This is a genomic window from Pseudomonas sp. YL2, from assembly GCF_023063025.1.
In the GTDB taxonomy this organism is placed as follows: domain Bacteria; phylum Pseudomonadota; class Gammaproteobacteria; order Pseudomonadales; family Pseudomonadaceae; genus Aquipseudomonas; species Aquipseudomonas putida_A.
Map to the genome: position 1 here is coordinate 139,761 of NZ_JAJSLU010000002.1, position 16,939 is coordinate 156,699.

Here is a 16,939-nt window from a genome sequence, read left to right on the forward strand (position 1 = left end):
TGCGCTGTATTTCCTGAACCACTCTATTTCAGAGGTTTTGCATGACTATCAGTCCTTTTGCGGGCAAACCGGCACCAGCAGAATTGTTGGTCGACATCCCGCGACTGGTAACGGCTTATTACACCGGCCAACCGGACGCTTCGATTGCCACCCAGCGTGTTGCATTCGGTACTTCCGGGCACCGCGGCAGCTCCTTCGACCTGAGTTTCAATGAGTGGCACGTTCTGGCGATCAGCCAGGCGATCTGCCTGTACCGCGAAGCCCAGGGCATCGACGGCCCGTTGTTCGTCGGTATCGACACTCACGCGCTGTCGACCCCGGCCGGGGCCAGTGCGCTGGAAGTGCTGGCGGCCAACGGCGTGACCGTGATGATCGCCGAAGGTGACGAATACACGCCGACACCGGCGATTTCGCATGCAATCCTCTGCTACAACCGTGGCCGCACTTCGGGCTTGGCCGATGGCATCGTGATTACGCCGTCGCACAATCCGCCACAAAGCGGGGGCTACAAATACAACCCTACCAACGGCGGCCCGGCCGACACCCACATCACCAAGTGGATCGAAGCCAAGGCCAACGAACTGCTGGCCAACAAGCTGGCAGGCGTCAAACGCATCAGCTACGAGCAGGCGCTCAAGGCCAGCACCACCCACCGTCATGACTTTCTGAACACTTACGTCGCAGACCTGATCAATGTGATCGACTTCGATGCCATCCGTGACGCCAAGCTGCGTCTGGGTGTAGACCCATTGGGCGGAGCAGGGGTGCGCTACTGGTCGGCGATTGCCGAGCGTTACCGTCTTGATCTGGATGTGGTGAACAAGCAGGTTGATCCGACTTTCCGTTTCATGACGGTCGATTGGGACGGTCAGATCCGCATGGACCCGTCGTCCAGCCATGCCATGCAAGGTTTGATCGGCCTCAAGGAACGTTACGACGTGGCCTTCGCCTGCGACCCGGATCACGATCGTCATGGCATCGTCACCCCGTCGGGTGGGCTGCTGGCACCGAACAACTATCTGGCGGTGTCTATCGACTACCTGTTCCAGAACCGCCCGCAATGGCGCGCCGACGCGGCCGTGGGTAAAACCGTGGTCAGCAGTGGCCTGATCGATCGCGTGGCCAAGCGCCTGGGACGTCGTCTGTACGAAGTGCCGGTTGGTTTCAAATGGTTTGCCGATGGCCTGTTCGATGGCTCGCTGGGTTTTGGTGGTGAGGAGAGTGCTGGCGCTTCGTTCCTGCGCAAGGATGGCGGCGTCTGGAGCACCGACAAGGACGGTCTGATTCCGGCGTTGTTGGCAGCCGAAATGACCGCCCGTACCGGCCGTGACCCGAGCCAGGCCTATCGCGCCCTGACCGATGAACTCGGCGAACCGTTCTCGGTACGCGTCGATGCCAAGGCCAACCCTGAGCAGAAAGCCCTGCTGAGCAAGCTATCGCCGGAGCAAGTAACGTCGACCGAGCTGGCAGGCGAGAAGATTCAGAGCATTCTCAGCCATGCGCCGGGCAATGATCAGGCCATCGGCGGTTTGAAGGTGATGACCGAGAACGGCTGGTTCGCCGCGCGTCCTTCGGGCACCGAAGACATCTACAAGATCTACGCCGAAAGCTTCATTGGCGACGACCACCTCAAGCAACTGGTGGCCGAAGCGCAAACCCTGGTGGATGGTGCTATTTCTACGAAATAGTAGTAAATACCAAAAAAACTGTGGCGAGGGAGCTTGCTCCCGCTCGGCTGCAAAGCAGTCGCAAAACAGGGCCGCTTCGCGCCCCGGCGGGAGCAAGCTCCCTCGCCACAAGGTTGGCAGCCGTTAAATCCTGTGTAAAAAGGGTGACCCAATTGGTCACCCTTTTTCATACCCGCAATCTAAGCCAGATCCACCAACACGATTTCGCTGTCTTCCAGCGCCGTTACCGTGAGCACCGACTCATGCTCGACGGCAACACCGTCCCGAGCTTTCGCGCGCAAGCCATTGACTTCAATCACGCCGGTGGCGGGCACCAGGTAGGCTCGACGTCCCGCCTCCAGCTGATACTCAGCGGTTTCGCCGGCCTTGAGGTTGGCCGCGACCAAGCGCGCATCGGCGCGAATTCGCAGGCTCTGGTCGTCGCCATCCTTGCCGCTGGCCAGGGTCACGAAGCCTTCTCGCTGGCCTTTGGGGAACGGTTTGGCACCCCACGATGGCGGCGCGCCAGTTTCCGTCGGCAGAATCCAGATCTGGAAGATTCGGGTCTCCTTGTCTTCAAGGTTGTACTCGCTGTGTGCGATGCCGGTACCGGCACTCATGACCTGCACGTCGCCTGCTTCAGTACGGCCCTTGTTGCCAAGGTTGTCCTGGTGGGTAATCGCGCCTTCACGCACGTAAGTGATGATTTCCATGTCGCGGTGCGGGTGCAGTGGAAATCCGGTGCCGGCGGCGATCACGTCATCGTTCCACACCCGCAGATTGCCCCAGTTCATGCGTTGCGGGTCGTAGTATTCGGCGAACGAAAAGTGGTGATGGGCATCCAACCAGCCGTGGTGAGCGCCGCCCAGTGTATTGAAAGGTCTGAGTTCAAGCATGATCGTCTCCTCAAAAGGTTCGTCATGGGGCGTAACGCCAAAGCCACGAAGCGAGACCGTCGGTTATGACGGGCATCATCCATGAGGCAACCATCGAGAAAAAGCGTAAAAAGTGCGGCATTCTCATCGAATCCGTTGATGAGAATCTGGCTCGAAACGATCTCATCCAACTTTCAGTTCATCGCCTAAACCAATGAGCTGTAAGCATTTCGCTAGAACTCATGAGCAAATAAAGCCACCATAGCCCCCAACAGCCTCACCCACTGGAGCCCCTCAGCGTGGCGCAACACACTCCCGATCTTCCTCCCGAACTTCGCCCACTGGCCGAGATGCCATGGTTCAAGCGTCTGGCCGCACGTTTCTTCGGCCATGGCCTGACACGCTTGCGCGCTCAACACCGTGCGTCGTGGCTGCACGGCCAGGCGGACGGTTTTCGCAGCGGACACACCGCTGGCGTGGAGTACGGCTTCAAGGAGGGGAAACTCGAAGGCCTGGAAGAAGGCCGGCAGGTGCTGTTGATTCGTGACAGTCGCAGCACCGAGCATCGTCCGCCGAGCGTCGATAATCATCTGTTCGACGACTGGCGTCTGCCGCTCAGCGCCGAGCTGAAGAAGCGCATGAAAGCCGATGTGGCGCGCCTGCTGCCCGCGCATGCCCAGCCAAGCCTCGCTCAATGGAAGATGATTTTCAGTGACACTCCTTCGACCTCGGTGATCGCCGGAGCCGGGGCAGGCAAGTCGACCACGTTGGTGCTGCGTATTCTGCTGCTCACGCATTATCTGGGCTTTGAGCTGGATTCAATGACCGTGGTGACCTTCACCCGTGAGTCGCGCAAGGACTTCATCAATAAGCTTATCGAGATGTTCGCGCTCTGGGGCCAGCCATTGAGCCTGCAACAGGCGCGGGAACTGGTGCGCACCTTTCACTCACGCATTTTGCCGATGGTACGCAGCCTGCCGGGGTTCGAACGCTTGCAGGCTTTTGAAAATCTAAGCAATCGGCCACAAGGCGCTGACGAGGAGGTCGACAGCAACCCGTTCGATCTGCGAATCAATGATGCCCAGCGCCAGCAGCTCAACGCCTGCTACCACCGGTTATTCAATCAGGACCAACGTTTCCGCCAGTTGATTCAACCACTGGCCAAGGCTGCCTTGCAGCTCAAGGAGCTTGAGCGCGATCACCCGGACGTGCAAAAGCGCATGGCGGTGACCGAACTGGCAGCCAAACGCGACGAAGAACTGTGCGATGCCATCGAAGACCTGTGGTTTCGCGCCGGTGCCTGGCCGATCAAGGGCATTGAGCCCAGCCGGCAGACGTTCGAGATCAACGGTTCGTCCTTTCACTGCCACGGCTACATTCCCAGCCTCGATGCCTGGGTAGTGCTCGGCTTCGATCACCGGGAAAACCCGCAAATCTGCCGCCCCAACGCCAAGCTTAGCGTGCGTGCTGAATGGGCTGTGAAGCGCACCCTGTTTCAAGCTTTCTGTCATAAGCCATTGATTTGGCTGGATAGCTATGAAATGTCAAAGCGGGTTCTGTCGACGTTGGCTGGCGATGCGAGCGCGGGTCCGGGGTTCGATTACAAGGTCAAAGGTGAACTGGTTTCGGCGCCGTTACTGGACTGTTTTGTTGCGGCGGCCGGCTTTATCGAAAACCTTGGGCTGGATGTGCCGGATGCCGTCGGCCGCATGAGCTTTGCCAAGGACGACCCGGATCGATTCTTCTTCGAGGCGCTGAGCCTGTTCTGGCGCGCCCTGGAAGATCATCTGCTCGATCAGAAGCCTCCGGTGATGACCTACAACCGAATGTTTGCGCTGTTCAGCGAGCATTCGCCAGAGAACCTGAAGCTGCTCAGTGATGAGCTGCTGCGACCGATGTCGCACCTGATGATCGACGAGTTTCAGGACGTATCGCCGCAAATCGTTTCATGGATCCGCGCCAGCCTGGCGGAAATCCGCAGTCGCGGCCCGGCCATGCACGTCGGGCGAGGTGCGCAGCGTTCGTCGTTGCTCTGTGTGGGTGACGACTGGCAGTCGATCTACGGCTGGCGCGGCAGTTCGCCGAGTTACTTCATGGAGTTCAACAAGGAATTCCCGTCGCCGAGCACTACTCGGGTGATGCTCAGCGACAACTATCGCAGCCATCAGCACATCATCGATGCTGCCGAACACATCGTTCGTGCCGCGCCGGCAATCCCCGGCAAGAAGGCCAAGGCCAGCGGTGCGCCCAAGGCCTTGCAGCCAGTCAGTGTGCTGGAGCGCGATGATCAGGCTTTGGGTCAGCGCCTGGCTGAACATTACAATCGCGGCGATTCAATTTTGATGCTTTATCGAAAAAGCAGTGATAAGTCATTGATTGAGCAGCATATTAATCCTGTAGTTAATGTGGATTCGAGCTTGCCGTACGAGGCCCGGCGCCTTAAGCAGCTCACCTACCACAGCGCCAAGGGCCTGCAAGCCGATGCGGTGTTTTTGCTGGGTGACTGCCAGCACCTGACCAGTTCGCCCTACAAGAACCAGGTGTATCGCATGGCCGGCTTGGGCAAGGCTGGCGACAGTGAACCTTATGATACGGCGCAGAAGGACGAGATCCTGCGGCTGGCCTACGTTGGTATCACCCGGGCGGTCAGCCATTGCTACTGGTACGTCGAGCCGCAGGATACCCAGGCGGTGAACATGCCAAGGGCGTCCGATCGGGTTGCCCAAGGCAAGGCATTCTTCGTCGATCACCGAAAACAGCCGCAAAACGCGTAGCACGCAAGCACAAAAAAAGCCCGCCTGAATTGGCGGGCTTTTTTTATGTAAAACAATAGGTTATGCGTAACTCTTGAGAGATTCCGGAGGAATGAAAGCCTCCAGTTCGTCTTCCACAGCCTCAATGATGCGCTCGACATCGGCCGCGTTCATCACCGTCGCACAAGGAATACCGGCGATGGCGATCATGGTTTCACCGCTGGCACGATCAAACAGACGGGCAATCATGCTGCCCGGCGCATCCATCGTTGCCTCAAAACCCATGGGATGAAAGTGCCAACGCATCAGTTGGCACGCATTGGGAAACGTGACTTTACTGGAGCCTTTATTCATGTGTTGCCCGCCTTCTTCATCGAGCGCTTCCTTTTGCTCATGTTAGGTGGGAAGAGCCTTCATTGGCTCAACCGGTCAGTGACGTTAAAAGTAGCACCCGCATGTGAATTTTCCGTGAGATTTTTCAGTTCATTTTGCGATTGCTGCGCGTTTTTTGATGTAAGTCACGTCGGGATCAGTCATCGCCAAATGGCCACTACCGTTTGCTCGTTGATCGTTTTGTCGAACTTGGGCAAGCTCGGTGCTTTTGCGCCGAGCCCTTTATGCACGCCGACGATGACGGCCCAGAACAGACCCCGGCCACGGCCGCCACGGTCATGCGTTACCACCTGAGCTGGAAGCACCGCGATCTGGACAGCGTCATGGCGCTGTATCACCCGGACGTCCAATACAACGATTTCTTTCAGAACCGGGTCCTCGGCCTCGACGAATTGCGCGAGTACGTGCGCGTGAGCATGCCGCGAGAATCCGACGAAGCGCTCGAGCATTGCGACCGGATTCGCGTGGATGGCAACACCGCGTTCATTCAATACGAAGTGACTTTGCGCGGTGGCGACGGGCTGGTGTCGTTCCGATCCAGCGAAGCGATCACGGTCAAGGACGGCCTGATCTGGCGGGTCAACGAATACGCCTCGCTGGTCCGCACGCAAACCAACGGCGCTGTCGCACCCAGTCAGCGCCCGGCGGTCAGTCGCTTGGGGCTGTCACCGCGCCAGATCAGTTTCATGGCCGAGGATCTGCAGCAATATTTCGAACGCCAGCAACCGTATCTCGATCCGGAACTGGATCTGCAACGGGTGGCGAAGGAGTGCGGCTACAGCCGCAATCAGATTTCCTACCTGCTCAATCAGGTGCTCGGCCAAAGCTTCTACCGCTACGTCAACCAGGCCCGCCTGCAGCACTTGCTCAAGACGCTGGATCAGGCCACGCCGCCGCTGCGTATCGATGAGTTGGCGTTTGCTGCCGGTTTCAACTCGCTGTCAGCGTTTTACAGTTGTTTTCGCCAGCACACCGGCCAGTCGCCGAAGGCCTACGCCAAACAAATTTCTTTGCGGGCACGCGCGCAAGACAGTGATTGAAGTCACGCACTAGGATCGACGCCATCGAAGGTTTTCAGTGGCGGAGTCTTGCATGCCGGCGTGGCGCACTATCAGTTTGTGGATGGATCAACTCGACGAGCCGTTGATTGCGCGGCCGGCGTTGGAACAGAATCTGGATGTCGACGTGGCGATCATCGGCGCCGGTTATACCGGGTTGTGGACCGCGTACTACCTGAAAAAGCTCGCCCCCGGTCTCGATATCGCCATCGTCGAGGCGCAAACCGCCGGTTTCGGCGCGTCCGGGCGCAATGGCGGCTGGCTGATGGGTAACCTGCTGGGCGAGGATCGACTGCTCGCCGGTCTCTCTCCAGAACAACGTCGCGCATCGTTTGATCTGCTGCACAGCATTCCTGATGAAGTGGAAGTTGTCCTCGAACGTGAGGGCATCCACTGCGATTACCGTAAAGGCGGGGTACTGTACTGCGCCGCCCGTTACCCGGAGCAGGAAGCCAGCCTGCGCGAATACCTCGACAAACTGCACGCCCAAGGCCTGACCGACAACGATTACCGCTGGCTGAACCCCGAGCAACTGGCGCAACAGATTCGTGTGGCGAAACCCTACGGCGGCATTTATGCGCCGCACGTGGCGACCATTCACCCGGCGAAACTGGTGCGCGGTCTGGCGCGCACCGTGCAGAGCATGGGCGTGAAGATCTATGAAAACAGCCCAGTCACCCATTGGCAGTCCGGCAGTTTGCGCACGGCCAGGGCCAGTGTGCGCAGTCGCTGGATTGTGCCGGCGGTCGAAGGTTATTCGGTCACGCTCCCACCGTTGGGCCGCTATCAGTTGCCGGTGCAAAGCTTGATTGTCGCCACTGAACCGTTGTCGGCAGCGACCTGGGATGAAATCGGCCTCAACCGTGGCCAGGCTTTCAGTGAGTTCAGCCGTCAGGTCACCTATGGCCAGCGCAGTGCCGACAATCGTCTGGTCTTTGGCGCCCGCGGCGGTTATCAGTTCGCCGGCAAACTGCGCCATAACTTCGATCTGACCCGTGATGAAGTCGAACTGCGCCGCTATCTGTTCGGCGAACTGTTCCCACAGCTGAAAAACGTGCAGATCACCCACGCCTGGGGCGGCAACCTCGGCATGTCCCGGCACTTCAAGCCGCACATGCTCTGCGATCGCGCCAATGGTATCGCGTTGTCCGGCGGTTATGGCGGGGAGGGTGTGGGTGCCAGCAATCTCGGCGGCCGCACCCTGGCCGATCTGATTCTTGAGCGCGATACCGAACTGGTGCATCAGCCGTGGGTGCTGCCGGACGGCGGAATTCATGCGCTACGCGCCTGGGAGCCGGAGCCGTGCCGCTGGCTCGGTTACAACGCGATCATCAAAAGTTTCGTCCACGAAGACCAGACCCTGGCCAACCCGGCCAGCGCACCTTGGCGGCGCAAGCTGGCCAGTCAGGTCGCGGGGTTCATGGAAGGTTTCATGCACTAACCGCCGTTTTCTTCACAAGACAGGTCCCACCATGAGCATTACGCAGTTCAAGAACACCGCCAACCTGCAACTGGACGAATCCAGCCCGGTCGCCGTGCCACTCGGCGAGCCGATCGCAATTGCCTCGACCACCAGCGTCGAGCGCGACGACGGCGTCGAAACCGGCGTCTGGGAATGCACCCCGGGGCGTTGGCGTCGGCAGATCACCGCGCAGGAGTTCTGCCATTTCATCTCCGGCCGTTGCACGTTCACTCCGGACGACGGCGGCGAAACCCTGCACATACAAGGTGGCGACGCACTGATGTTGCCGGCCAATACGCTCGGCATCTGGGATATCCAGGAGACCGTGCGCAAGACCTACGTTCTTATTTTCTGATTGTTTGATCCTTTGATTGCCTGCCAACAAAAATAGCCACTACAGGAATCACCTCATGATCCAGAAAACCCTTGCTCTGGCGCCGCTGCTGCTGGCCGCCTCCATTAGCCATGCCGCCGAAACGGTGAAAATTTACAACTGGTCGGACTACATCGCGCCGGACACCACGAAAAACTTCCAGAAGGACACCGGCATCGGCGTCACCTATGACGTCTACGACAGCAACGAAACCCTCGACGGCAAGTTGATGACCGGCAAATCCGGTTATGACGTGGTGTTCCCGTCCAACCATTTCATGGCGCGGCAGATCCAGGGCGGGGCGCTGAAGAAGCTCGACAAGAGCCAGTTGCCGAACTGGAAAAACCTCAACCCGGTGTTGCTCAAGGCCTTGCAGGTCAACGACCCGAACAACGAGCACGGCTTTCCGTATCTGTGGGGCAGCACCGGCATCGGCTACAACGTCGCCAAAGTCAAGGCGGTGCTGGGTGATAACGCGCCAGTGGATTCCTGGGATCTGATCTTCAAGCCCGAATACATGGAAAAACTGCAGAAGTGCGGCGTGGCGATCCTCGATAACGGCCCGGAACTGCTGCCGGCAGCGCTCAATTACCTGGGCCTGCCGCCCCACAGCAAGAACCCCGAGGACTACAAGAAAGCCGAAGCACTGCTGATGAAAGTGCGGCCGTATGTCAGCTACTTCCATTCCTCGAAGTACACCAGCGACCTGGCCAATGGCGATATCTGCGTGGCGGTCGGTTTCTCCGGTGACATCTTGCAGGCGGAAAACCGCGCCAAGGAAGCGAAGAACGGCATCGACATCGGTTACGCGATTCCCAAGGAAGGCGCCGCCATCTGGTTCGACATGGTCGCCATGCCCGCCGATGCGCCGGACGAGAAGGCCGGTTACGCGTTCATGAACTATTTGCTGCGTCCGGATGTGATGGCCGGCATCAGCAATTACGTGCACTACGCCATTGGCAACCAGCAGGCCGACAGCCTGATCGATCCGGCAATCAAGGGTGACACCAAGGTGTATCCGAGCCCGGAGATGATGGGCAAGCTGTTTGCGCTGGAGGCAATGCCGCTGAACATTGACCGGATCCGCACACGGGTGTGGAACAAGATTCGAACGGGTAGTTGATTCACTTCATTCCTGTGGGAGCGGGCTTGCTCGCGAATGCGTCCGTTCAGTCAGCAATTATGTTGATTGATAAGCCGCATTCGCGAGCAAGCCCGCTCCCACAATGTGTTTTCAGCGCAGCATTTTATTTGATATCAATACACTGGCATTGCACTAGTAGAGTGCAGGAAAGTGAGACGCGTCTAACAAAAAACAACTTACTAATATTTAATATTTAAATAGAAAATCGTCAGACAATTGGGCGTGGTGATGCCCGGTAAAACAATCTTTCGACCCCGCAGGCTTTGTTTTCGGCAGTTTTACGCAACAGTTCAATTTGATCTCAAAAAAACGCTAGACGACAGATTTCAAATTGTGTCAGGTTTCTTACGCCTTCATTGGGCGAGTGATAGGACGATCTCGCCAGGGATCGTCGCTATCTGACAAAAACTGTTCCATTGCTAAACAAGGAAGTGTGTTTATGTCGAAAGTAAAAGCGAACGCTATTGATATCACCGCAGACACATTCGTGCCTGTCGGCGCAGCGCAATCTCTGGCTGCGACCAGCTCTGCCTGGAACCAGATCAATAGCTTCAGCCATCAATACGATCGTGGCGGCAACCTCACGGTCAATGGCAAACCGTCCTTCTCGGTGGATCAAGCCGCCACTCAATTGTTGCGCGACGGTGCCTCCTGGCACGACCTCGACAACAGCGGCAAGATCGAACTGACCTACACCTTTCTGACCGCCAAAACCGCTAACTTCAGCGGCCTGGGCGTCACCGGTTTCAGTCAGTTCAGCTCCCTGCAGAAAGCCCAGGCCGTGCTCGCCATGCAGTCGTGGGCGGATGTCGCCAACGTGACGTTCACCGAATCGGCCCGTGGTGGCGACGGTCACATGACCTTCGGTAACTACAGTGGCGGTCAGGAAGGCGCGGCGGCGTTTGCGTTCCTGCCAGGCACCGAGCCAGGCTATGACGGTCAATCCTGGTACCTGACCGGCAGTGGCTATGACGTCAACAAGACCCCGGGCCTGAACAATTACGGGCGTCAAACCCTGACCCACGAAATCGGCCACACCCTGGGCCTGTCTCACCCTGGCGACTACAACGCCGGCGAAGGCAATCCGACTTACAAGGATGCTTCCTACGGGCAAGACACCCGCGGTTACAGCCTCATGAGTTACTGGAGCGAAAGCAACACCGCCCAGAACTTCAGCAAGGGCGGTGTGGAAGCCTATGCCTCCGGCCCGCTGATGGACGACATTGCAGCGATCCAGAAGCTGTACGGCGCCAATCTGACCACCCGTACCGGTGACACCACCTACGGCTTCAACTCCAACGCCGGTCGCGATTTCCTCAGCGCCTCGTCGTCGAGCGACAAGCTGGTGTTCTCGGTGTGGGACGCGGGCGGCAAGGACACCTTCGACTTCTCGGGTTTCACCCAGAACCAGAAGATCAACCTCAATGAAGCCTCGTTCTCCGACGTAGGTGGCATGATCGGTAACGTGTCCATCGCCAAGGGCGTGACCATCGAGAACGCCATCGGCGGTTCGGGCAACGACCTGCTGATCGGTAACAGTGCGTCCAACGAGCTGAAGGGCGGTGCCGGCAACGACATCATCTACGGCGCCGGTGGTGCGGACAAACTGTGGGGCGGTTCGGGTTCGGACACTTTCGTGTTCGCCTCCAGCTCCGACTCCAAGCCGGGTGCGATCGATCAGATCCTCGATTTCGTCAGCGGTCTGGACAAAATCGACCTGAGCGCCATCACCAACGGTTCCGGCCTGCACTTTGTCAGCAGCTTCACCGGTTCGGCCGGCGACGCGATCCTGACCTCGTCGGGCGGCAACAGCCTGTTGTCGGTGGACTTCTCCGGGCACGGTGTGGCGGACTTCCAGGTCAGCACCGTGGGCCAGGCAGCGACCAGCGACATCGTGGCGTGATGTAAAACGGGAAAGCGGCGCTTGATGCGCCGCTTTCTTTACTTGCATCGTCCTGGCCGCTGGGCAAGGCTAGGTGCTGGAGTGAATTTTCTGATGATCTGTAAAGTTTTTACCTACAAGGCAATGGCGTGGCTTTCGGCGGCGCTGATCATGATTTCTGGAGAAACAACCATGGCAAGCAGCCTCAGACTTGAAGATCCATCGGTTTTTGCCGGGCAATGGCAGGCTGTATTGACTGCGCCCGACGACGCACCACAGGCGCAGGCATTGCAGGACAAGCCGTCGAACACTTGCCTGATCGATCTTGAACCGAACCAGACGCTGGGCAAGGGCGCCGAATGCCTGGGGGCATGGCTTGAGCAAGCGCCAATCGGCTGGTTTCCTGAACCGGACGGCTTGTCGATTACGGGCAAGGAAGGTTCAAGAATCCAGTTCTTCAGCCGACAACGTGATGGGCTTTATCTGAGCACTTTGAAGTCGGGACTGGAGATTACGCTGAAACGGAATACTCCAACGCAGTGAACAGCGAAATCGGTTGCACAGTTGAATATAAGGTTTCACGTTGCAGTTATAAGTGGCAGCCCGATACGTCGAATAGCCGTTGAGCAACGGAAGTTGTTATTGAAATGTAAATGCAAGTTGCAAGAACCCGTCCGGTCTGCGCACGGATAATTATTGGAAGCGTCTCGCCAAAGAATGGCGGGGAAATTATTGCAGGAATAATCAATGAAGATGGCGAAGGCCCCAGCCACCGCTCCCTTATTCAAGGCTTTGGGTGACTATAAAAGCGTTCTGATCAGCGTCGGGTGCTTTACCGCACTGATTAACGTGCTGATGCTGGTGCCCTCCATTTATATGCTGCAGGTCTATGACCGCGTGCTGTCTTCGCAGAACGAAACCACCCTGGCCATGTTGTCGTTGATGGTCGTCGGGTTCTTCGCGTTCATCGGCATGCTGGAAGTGGTGCGCAGTTTCATCGTGATCCGCATCGGCAGCCAACTGGAGCGCCGCTTCAACCTGCGGGTGTATCAGGCAGCATTCGAGCGCAACCTGTTCAAGGGCGAGGGCAACGCCGGGCAATCGCTGGGCGACCTGACCCACATTCGGCAATTCGTCACCGGGCCGGCCCTGTTCGCGTTTTTCGACGCACCATGGTTCCCGGTCTATCTGTTTGTCATCTACCTGTTCAACGTCTGGCTGGGCGTGCTCGCCACGGCCGGTGCGCTGCTGCTGATTGCGCTGGCCTGCCTCAACGAATACATGACCAAAAAACCGCTGGGGGAAGCCGCCGGTTACTCGCAGAAGTCCAGCCAACTGGCGACCAGCCACCTGCACAACGCCGAAACCATTCAGGCCATGGGCATGCTCGGCGCGTTGCGCAAGCGCTGGTTCGGTGTGCACTCGCGTTTCCTCGGCCTGCAGAATCAGGCCAGCGACACCGGCGCGGTGATCAGCTCGATCAGTAAGACCTTGCGCCTGTGCCTGCAATCGCTGGTGCTGGGCCTCGGTGCGTTACTGGTGATCAAGGGCGACATGACCGCCGGGATGATGATTGCCGGTTCGATACTGATGGGCCGCGTGCTGAGCCCGATCGACCAGTTGATCGCCGTGTGGAAACAGTGGAGCGGGGCGAAGCTGGCCTATCGTCGTCTGGACTCCTTGCTGCAGGCGTTCCCGCCGAGTGACGACGCCATGGCGCTGCCGGCACCGAAAGGCCAGATCACTTTCGAGCAAGTCAGTGCCGGCCCTCCCGGGCAGCGCGCGGCAACCCTGCAGATGATCAATTTCAATCTGGGTGCTGGCGAAGTGCTCGGCGTGCTCGGTGCTTCCGGTTCCGGCAAGTCGACTCTGGCCCGTGTGCTGGTCGGCGTGTGGCCAACCCTCGGCGGCACCGTGCGCCTGGACAGTGCCGACATCCATCGCTGGAACCGCGACGAGCTCGGCCCGTACATCGGCTACTTGCCACAAGACATCGAACTGTTCAGCGGCAGCATCGCCGAAAACATTGCCCGTTTCAGCGAAGCCAACCCGGAGAAGGTCGTGGCCGCCGCGCAACAGGCCGGCGTCCACGAGATGATTCTGCGCCTGCCACAAGGCTACGACACGCAACTGGGCGAGGATGGCAGTGGCCTGTCCGGCGGTCAAAAGCAGCGTGTGGCCCTGGCCCGTGCGATGTATGGCGATCCGAGCCTGGTGGTGCTCGATGAGCCGAACTCCAACCTCGACACTGTCGGTGAAGCCGCGCTGGCCAGCGCCATCGCCCAGCTCAAGGCCAAGGGCACCACCGTGGTGCTGGTGACGCATCGCTCTTCGGTACTGGCTCAGGCGGACAAACTGCTGGTGCTCAACGATGGCCGCTTGCAGGCGTTCGGCGCCAGTCAGGAAGTGCTCAAGGCGCTGTCCGGCGCTCAGGAACAACAACGGGAAAAATCCGCGCAGGCACCGGGCGGGCTCAGCATGAGCCGGCAGTACCAGCCCTCGACAAGGAATTCGGGTGTATGAGCAGCGCCAGCATGAACACTGAAAACGAAGCCTCCATGGAACACGCGTACGTCACCGAGCGCCCGGAGCGCGATGCGAAATTCTTCGCCCGCATGGGCTGGATTCTGGCCATCGTCGGCGCTGGCAGTTTCTTCACTTGGGCCGCACTGGCGCCGCTGGATCAGGGGATTCCGGTGCAAGGCACCGTGGTGGTCTCGGGCAAGCGCAAAGCTGTGCAGTCGATGAGCAGCGGCGTGGTCAGCCGGATTCTGGTGCGCGAAGGCGAGATCGTGAAGCAGGGTCAACCGTTGTTTCGCCTCGATCAGACCCAGGTGGCCGCCGACGTGCAGTCGCTGCAAGCCCAGTACCGCATGGCCTGGGCCAGCCTCGCACGCTGGCAGGCGGAGCGCGACAACCGCAAAGAGATTACCTTTCCTGCCGAACTGAGTAACGACCCGGATCCGCGTCTGGCGCTGGTTCTTGAAGGCCAGCGTCAACTGTTCAGCAGCCGTCGCGAAGCGTTCTACCGCGAGCAGGCCGGTCTGCGCGCCAGCATTGAAGGCGCCACCGCGCAGCTGGCGGGCATGCGCCGCGCCCGCACCGACCTCAACGCCCAAGCCGATTCGCTGCAACAGCAACTGAGCAACCTGCAGCCACTGGCGGACAACGGCTACATCCCGCGCAACCGCTTGATGGAGTACCAGCGTCAGCTGTCGCAAGTGCAGCAGCAACTCGCGGAAAACACCGGTGAAAGCGGCCGGGTGGAGCAGGGCATCCTCGAATCGCGCCTGAAACTGCAACAGCATGGCGAGGAATATCAAAAGGAAGTGCGCACGCAACTGGCCGACGCGCAACTCAAAAGCGTGACCCTGTCCGAGCAACTGACCTCGGCCGGTTTCGACCTGCAACACAGCGAGATCCTCGCCACCGCCGACGGCGTGGCGGTCAACCTTGGCGTGCACACCGAAGGCGCGGTGGTGCGTCAGGGCGAAACCCTGCTGGAGATCGTCCCGCAAGGCACCACCCTGGAAGTCGAAGGGCACTTGCCGATCAACCTGATCGACAAGGTCGGCACGCATCTGCCGGTCGATATCCTGTTCACCGCGTTCAACCAGAGCAAGACCCCGCGTGTACCGGGTGAGGTCAGCCTGATTTCCGCCGACCAGATGGTCGATGAGAAAACCGGCGTGCCGTACTACGTGTTGCGCAGCAGCGTCAGTGATCAGGCGATGGAAAAACTCCATGGCCTGGTGATCAAGCCCGGTATGCCGGCGGAAATGTTCGTGCGCACCGGCGAACGGTCACTGCTCAACTACCTGTTCAAACCACTGCTCGATCGCGCTGGCTCTGCATTGACTGAAGAATAAGGATGTTCGGCTGTATGAATAAGCTTTCGATGTTGGGAGCAGCGTTCGCGCTGCTCGCAGGAAACAGCGCGCTGGCGGCCATGGGGCCATTCGAGGTCTACGAACAGGCATTGCGCAACGATCCGGTGTTCCTCGGCGCGATCAAGGAGCGCGACGCGGGCCTGGAAAACCGCATCATCGGCCGCGCCGGGCTGTTGCCGAGACTGGGTTACAACTACAACCGGGGTCACAACACCTCCAAGGCCACGCAACTGACCGCCCGCGGCAACCTGACCGAAGACCGCAACTACAACAGCTACGGCTCGACGCTGACCTTGCAGCAACCGTTGCTCGACTACGAAGCTTACGCGGCGTATCGCAAAGGCGTGGCGCAGTCGCTGTTCGCCGACGAGGCGTTTCGCGGCAAGAGTCAGGAGCTGCTGGTACGGGTGCTGGACAACTACACCAAAGCCTTGTTCGCCCAGGATCAGATCGACATCGCCCAGGCCAAGAAGAAGGCTTACGAGCAGCAGTTCCAGCAGAACGAACACATGTTCAAGCAGGGCGAGGGCACGCGCACCGACATTCTCGAAGCCGAGTCGCGCTATGAACTGGCGACCGCCGAAGAGATCGAGGCACGCAACGAGCAGGACGCCGCGCTGCGTGAGCTGGGCGCGCTGGTCGGCGTGCAGACGGTGGACATCAGCGAGCTGGCGCCACTGGATCAGAACTTCCAGACTTTCGCCCTGATGCCAGCCAACTACGACACCTGGCATGAGCTGGCGATCAGCAACAACCCCAATCTGGCGTCGCAACGCCAGGCGGTGGAAGTGGCCAAGTACGAAGTCGAGCGCAACCGCGCCGGGCACCTGCCGAAAGTCAGTGCCTACGCGTCGATCCGCAAGACTGAATCGGACAGCGGCAACACCTATAACCAGCGCTACGACACCAATACCATCGGCTTTGAAGTCAACGTTCCACTGTATGCCGGCGGCGGGGTATCGGCCTCGACCCGTCAGGCCAGCCGCACCATGGAGCAGGCGGAATACGAACTCGACGGCAAGACCCGCGAAACCTTGATCGAACTGCGCCGCCAGTTCAGCGCCTGCCTGTCGGGCGTCAACAAACTGCGCGCCTACCAGAAGGCCCTGGCCTCGGCTGAAGCGCTGGTGGTATCGACCAAGCAAAGCATTCTCGGTGGTGAACGGACTAACCTCGATGCGCTGAACGCCGAACAGCAACTGTTTACCACCCGCCGCGATCTGGCGCAGGCGCGCTACGACTACTTGATGGCCTGGACCAAGCTGCATTACTACGCAGGGACCTTGAACGAACAGGATCTGGCGCGGGTGGATGAGGCGTTCGGTGTTGCTCATCGCTAATGTGCATGGCTTGGGAGTGGCCCTCACCCTAACCCTCTCCCAGAGGGAGAGGGGACTGAATGGGGGGTGTTCCAGATGGGCACCGATATGAGTGAGCGGTGC

Annotated in this window: 13 protein-coding genes; 11 read left to right on the forward strand and 2 right to left on the reverse strand. The window is 59.2% G+C overall.

Features of this window, described 5'->3' with window-relative positions:
- Window positions 1-41 precede the first annotated feature (41 nt).
- Complete coding sequence (gene pgm, locus LVD08_RS03655; RefSeq protein ID WP_247267430.1) at window positions 42-1,688, forward strand: phosphoglucomutase (alpha-D-glucose-1,6-bisphosphate-dependent); 1,647 nt, start codon at window positions 42-44, stop codon at window positions 1,686-1,688.
- A gap of 179 nt (window positions 1,689-1,867) precedes the next feature.
- On the opposite strand, the gene LVD08_RS03660 is transcribed toward pgm, so the two are convergent.
- Window positions 1,868-2,563, reverse strand: coding sequence for a pirin family protein (locus LVD08_RS03660; protein ID WP_247267431.1), 696 nt, complete (start codon window positions 2,561-2,563; stop codon window positions 1,868-1,870).
- Window positions 2,564-2,841: 278 nt separating this feature from the next.
- On the opposite strand from LVD08_RS03660, the gene LVD08_RS03665 reads away from it, so the two are divergent.
- Window positions 2,842-5,316, forward strand: coding sequence for a UvrD-helicase domain-containing protein (locus LVD08_RS03665; RefSeq protein ID WP_247267432.1), 2,475 nt, complete (start codon window positions 2,842-2,844; stop codon window positions 5,314-5,316).
- A 60-nt stretch (window positions 5,317-5,376) separates the two neighbouring features.
- On the opposite strand, the gene LVD08_RS03670 is transcribed toward LVD08_RS03665, so the two are convergent.
- Complete coding sequence (locus LVD08_RS03670; protein WP_025109621.1) at window positions 5,377-5,649, reverse strand: DUF1652 domain-containing protein; 273 nt, start codon at window positions 5,647-5,649, stop codon at window positions 5,377-5,379.
- A gap of 263 nt (window positions 5,650-5,912) precedes the next feature.
- Between LVD08_RS03670 and LVD08_RS03675 the strand changes: the two genes are divergently transcribed.
- The 9 genes from LVD08_RS03675 (at window position 5,913) to LVD08_RS03715 (ending at window position 16,837) form a co-directional block, all read left to right on the forward strand.
- Entirely contained in the window at window positions 5,913-6,728 is an 816-nt protein-coding gene (locus tag LVD08_RS03675) for a helix-turn-helix domain-containing protein (RefSeq protein WP_027612776.1), read from the forward strand.
- Between the two features lie 52 nt (window positions 6,729-6,780).
- On the forward strand, window positions 6,781-8,187 hold the full coding sequence (locus tag LVD08_RS03680) for an NAD(P)/FAD-dependent oxidoreductase (RefSeq protein ID WP_247267433.1): 1,407 nt from the start codon (window positions 6,781-6,783) through the stop codon (window positions 8,185-8,187).
- Between the two features lie 31 nt (window positions 8,188-8,218).
- On the forward strand, window positions 8,219-8,563 hold the full coding sequence (locus tag LVD08_RS03685) for a cupin domain-containing protein (RefSeq protein ID WP_247267434.1): 345 nt from the start codon (window positions 8,219-8,221) through the stop codon (window positions 8,561-8,563).
- 55 nt (window positions 8,564-8,618) lie between these two features.
- Window positions 8,619-9,704, forward strand: coding sequence for a polyamine ABC transporter substrate-binding protein (locus LVD08_RS03690; protein WP_247267435.1), 1,086 nt, complete (start codon window positions 8,619-8,621; stop codon window positions 9,702-9,704).
- 460 nt (window positions 9,705-10,164) lie between these two features.
- Window positions 10,165-11,628 carry a serralysin family metalloprotease gene (locus LVD08_RS03695; RefSeq protein WP_247267436.1) on the forward strand — a complete coding sequence of 488 codons (1,464 nt, stop codon included), beginning with the start codon at window positions 10,165-10,167 and terminating at the stop codon, window positions 11,626-11,628.
- 93 nt (window positions 11,629-11,721) lie between these two features.
- The gene (locus tag LVD08_RS03700; RefSeq protein WP_247267647.1) at window positions 11,722-12,150 is read left to right on the forward strand and encodes an AprI/Inh family metalloprotease inhibitor; all 429 of its coding nucleotides are present in this window, start codon (window positions 11,722-11,724) and stop codon (window positions 12,148-12,150) included.
- Between the two features lie 204 nt (window positions 12,151-12,354).
- Complete coding sequence (locus LVD08_RS03705) at window positions 12,355-14,130, forward strand: type I secretion system permease/ATPase (RefSeq protein WP_247267437.1); 1,776 nt, start codon at window positions 12,355-12,357, stop codon at window positions 14,128-14,130.
- The gene (locus LVD08_RS03710) at window positions 14,127-15,476 is read left to right on the forward strand and encodes an HlyD family type I secretion periplasmic adaptor subunit (protein ID WP_049827896.1); all 1,350 of its coding nucleotides are present in this window, start codon (window positions 14,127-14,129) and stop codon (window positions 15,474-15,476) included. Before LVD08_RS03705 ends, LVD08_RS03710 begins: the two co-directional genes overlap by 4 nt.
- Window positions 15,477-15,478: 2 nt before the next feature.
- Entirely contained in the window at window positions 15,479-16,837 is a 1,359-nt protein-coding gene (locus tag LVD08_RS03715; protein ID WP_098964081.1) for a TolC family outer membrane protein, read from the forward strand.
- The last annotated feature ends 102 nt before the right edge of the window (window positions 16,838-16,939 follow it).